Annotated in this window: 2 protein-coding genes; both read right to left on the bottom strand. The window is 38.3% G+C overall.

Going from position 1 to position 2858, the window contains the following annotated elements; translation table 11 throughout:
* Positions 1 to 2573: hypothetical protein (locus AN214_RS21590; RefSeq protein ID WP_152960843.1), on the bottom strand; the 2573-nt coding region annotated here is incomplete at its 3' end.
* A gap of 74 nt (positions 2574 to 2647) precedes the next feature.
* Positions 2648 to 2858 (bottom strand): hypothetical protein (locus AN214_RS23125; RefSeq protein WP_235576797.1); only part of this gene is annotated, 211 nt, incomplete at its 5' end.

Genomic DNA, 2858 nt, shown 5'->3' with positions numbered 1-2858 from the left:
GAGTACTCAACATTTTCATAAAAGTAGCCATCTGTGATCACTAACTGAACGTCCTGTACACCCGTTTGTTCAAAGTCAACAACACGGCCTACTAGTGTTTGAGATGCTTTATCATAAGTAAGCCATTTTGGTGAGGCCACCAATACTGCGATATTACCACCATCAATATCACTCACTTCCAAGCGCGATACATAGTTCTCGCCTTGTTTAACTTGCGCTACATTTTCGGCAAAATTGATAACTGGGGCACGATGCTTTTCAGGCGCCGTCAACGAAAACAGTGCAGGGCTAGCATCACTGTTTATTGCTTGAAAATAGATACCATTCGCAAACCGAATAACATCTAACGGGTTAGTAACAGCACCAAGTTCTACTGGCGTTCGTTCAGTTAGGTCAATGTCATCAAAGTAACTTAAGTGCGATGTGCCACTCTCTGAAGAAATAACAAATGTTTTGTTATCAAAAAATGCAAAACTCTGTAAGTTTGGTGTCGAGTGCTCACCAATTGCTCTAGCTGCCATATTGTCAGTAAGGCGGTATTTGATGATACTTTGCTCTTCGCCATTTGCAAGATAACCCGCAAAAAACAGGTCATCTCCTTTTTGCTGAGGTTTAATATCAGGGTTTATCGCAAAAATTGAACTCACCAAAGTCAAACTGTCATTTTCAACTCGGTAAATATCCCCCTGTCCCTGGTTGTTTACCAAAACAAATATCGAACCCGCCGATTGGTAAAAGCCAACAACACGTGCCCCCGGGGCTAATGCATATTGCCATTCAACATTCATTAGCTCAGTTTCTAAGTTATACGCATAGATTTGCTCTGTATTATCTGACTCATACGAAAAGTAATACATTTCATCCGCGACTATCGTGGGGAGCTTAGATAGAGGTAATTCACTGGTATCAACACTAATATCAAAATAAGTGTAGTAAGGTGTAGTACCTTGTCCATCAATGATTAAATACGTACTTTGATTCCCCTTGCGCAAATCATACGCTTCCCCTTGATAGTTAAAACTATCTAAGCTGCACCTAGTATAGTTTTGGCCATTTATAACAAGTGGCGCAATTAAACTTCCTGAACACGTATCAAAACCTGTTAGGGTCAATTCTTGGTTTATCTGTAGTCTTTTATATCCATATTTTCTCGAACTACGCTCATCAATAGATGCATATGGTGCAACAAACAATGAGTTTTGTGCAGCAAATTCTACTCTTAGATTCAGTGAATTTGAGCCGAATTTATTAATATCAATTATTTCAACTGATTTATCAGTAACATCAACTGCCGCCAATTCAACACCTTGCTGAGATTCGTCACTCATTATATATAAAGTATTATCAACAATGGCGTACCCTAAAAATCCACCATTATTCTCTTTTAGTTCGAAGCATTTATTTCCAGCTTCTCCAACATCTGTATAATGACAATCAAACGGAGAATAAAGAACTTCAGCTTTGTCTGCATTAGGGTCGACTTTAAAAAAGGATCTTGATGGATCAGCAAACATATCTCCACCATCCATTCTGTCTATAAAAATATACGAGTCAGTAGTGGTATATGTATGTCGGTCTGCGGCAGTGTTGCTATTGCTTAACATATAGCATATCGTTTTTTGTGAGCTGGGTATAAAACCAACTACAGCCGTACCATAATCAGCAAATTCACCCATTCCATTACAGTTATCTACCCCGTACTGGTGTTGTCCGCTAAGAATTAGTTGGTCTTTCCAACCGTCAATTTTGAACCAGAATCGAGAGGAATACATTACTTCATTAATCTGGTTGTCTTTCAAGCTAAGTAATATCCCTCCAAAACGAGAGTTATCATCACTTTCGACTTCTGCAGAAAAATACAGCGTGTTATTTAATACCGTAACAGAATTAACGGATGGGTTTTCTGCTTGATTTAACGAGCTAACGACATCTACCGCACCATCATTCGGTGTGTAGCGGTATAAATTGCTTTCGGTGCCATTGTGCCCACCAAAATAAATCGCATTGTCATACTCTATTAGATTACTTAAAACGCCATCTTCACTTCCCTCATTTAAATCTGTAACGAGCTGCGTGTTTATACCATCGTAAATATAGAGTTCGTTACCTAACCCTTTATCAATCACTACATACTGTTTTTCATCAAAAGTGAGAATATGCTTCACGTCATAAACAATGCTTGTATTGTCTTGTAACACATTGAATTGATTATCAATCGAGTAAATATCGCTGCCACTTTTAAAAAAAAGCTTATTCTGAAAAACCTTTAAATTAGAGACAGTTGAGAAAGTGTTATTGCTTGAATCTGTAACAGCTTCATACTGATGCGTACTCGGCGATAACTTAAATAGATTAAAACCTCCAGGTACGCTATTTGTACTCGAGTCATCATCAAAAGCAACAAAAAAAATCATGCCGTTAAACTCGGTGATCTCGTGCGGAAAACTTCCGCTATCTACCACGCTATCACTGCCACTAAATTGATATTTTTGAGTAACGGTATATTCTGCATACGCATTTAAAGCGCTCAAAAGCAACAGTGAGGCTATAAAAAGAGCTTTTAAACATTTCATAATTAATTCCTTTTTAAAATTTTCAAAAGTGGGTAATCCACAAGCTAAAACCCACTTACCAGCTCTAATTCTTACTAACCATGTTTACCTATTCGCAACCAACCTCGACTTGTAACAACAAAGCAGAGGCCTAACAATAGGAGCCAAAGAGAGCCTGAACTTTTCTTTTTCGTATCTGGCTGAGGATCAGGGTCGTGCGCTGTTGCAGAATTCACCTTAATCTCAAAAGCGTTTAGTGATGAAGAAACAAATTCATCACTCACGGTGATTACAATGTTGCTATGC

It is taken from the genome of Pseudoalteromonas sp. P1-9, assembly GCF_001399975.1.
Lineage (GTDB): Bacteria > Pseudomonadota > Gammaproteobacteria > Enterobacterales > Alteromonadaceae > Pseudoalteromonas.
The sequence above is the reverse complement of the archived record's forward strand: the minus strand, read 5'-3'. Positions and strand labels throughout refer to the sequence as shown.